The 552-nt window shown below is 67.2% G+C and carries 1 protein-coding gene; it reads right to left on the bottom strand.

All coding sequences use genetic code 11. From position 1 onward, the window contains the following. The coding region (locus tag AC1RQF_RS33505) for a condensation domain-containing protein (protein ID WP_492874437.1) at positions 1–552 on the bottom strand (552 nt) is incomplete at both ends.

Genomic DNA, 552 nt, shown 5'->3' with positions numbered 1-552 from the left:
TCCGTCGCTCGCGATGTGATGAATCAGCAGCAACAGCACGTGCCGCTGCGGCGCGATCGCGAACAGGACGACGCGGATCGGGATCTCGCGGGCGAGATCGAAGCGATGGAGGGTGTGCTGTTCGAGCGTGTCGTTCAGCGTGCGTTCCGTGACGTCGACCTGCTCGAAAGCGAGCCGCGCGTCATCCGGCGCGATCACGATCTGACGGGCCGCGCCATCCACTTCATCGATGAGCGTGCGCAGGCTTTCATGACGGATCACGAGATCCTGCAAGGCGAGGCGCAGCGCGCGGGCGTCGAGCGGCCCGTCGAGGCGCAGCGCGAGCGGGATGTTGTAGATCGCGCTCGCGCCGTCGTATTGATACAGGAACCACAGGCGTTGCTGGGCGTAGGACACGGGGACCACGTCAGGACGACGCTGCGGCTGCAGCGCCGCGCGGCTGGCGGTGTTCATGCCGAGCTGAGGGGCGAGCGTCGCGACGGTGGGCGTTTCGAACAATGCGCGGATCGGAAGCTCGATGTCGAGCGCGGCGCGGATGCGGCTCACGAGGCG

Source organism: Burkholderia sp. GW821-FHT14F03 (assembly GCF_058803765.1).
The sequence above is the reverse complement of the archived record's forward strand: the minus strand, read 5'-3'. Positions and strand labels throughout refer to the sequence as shown.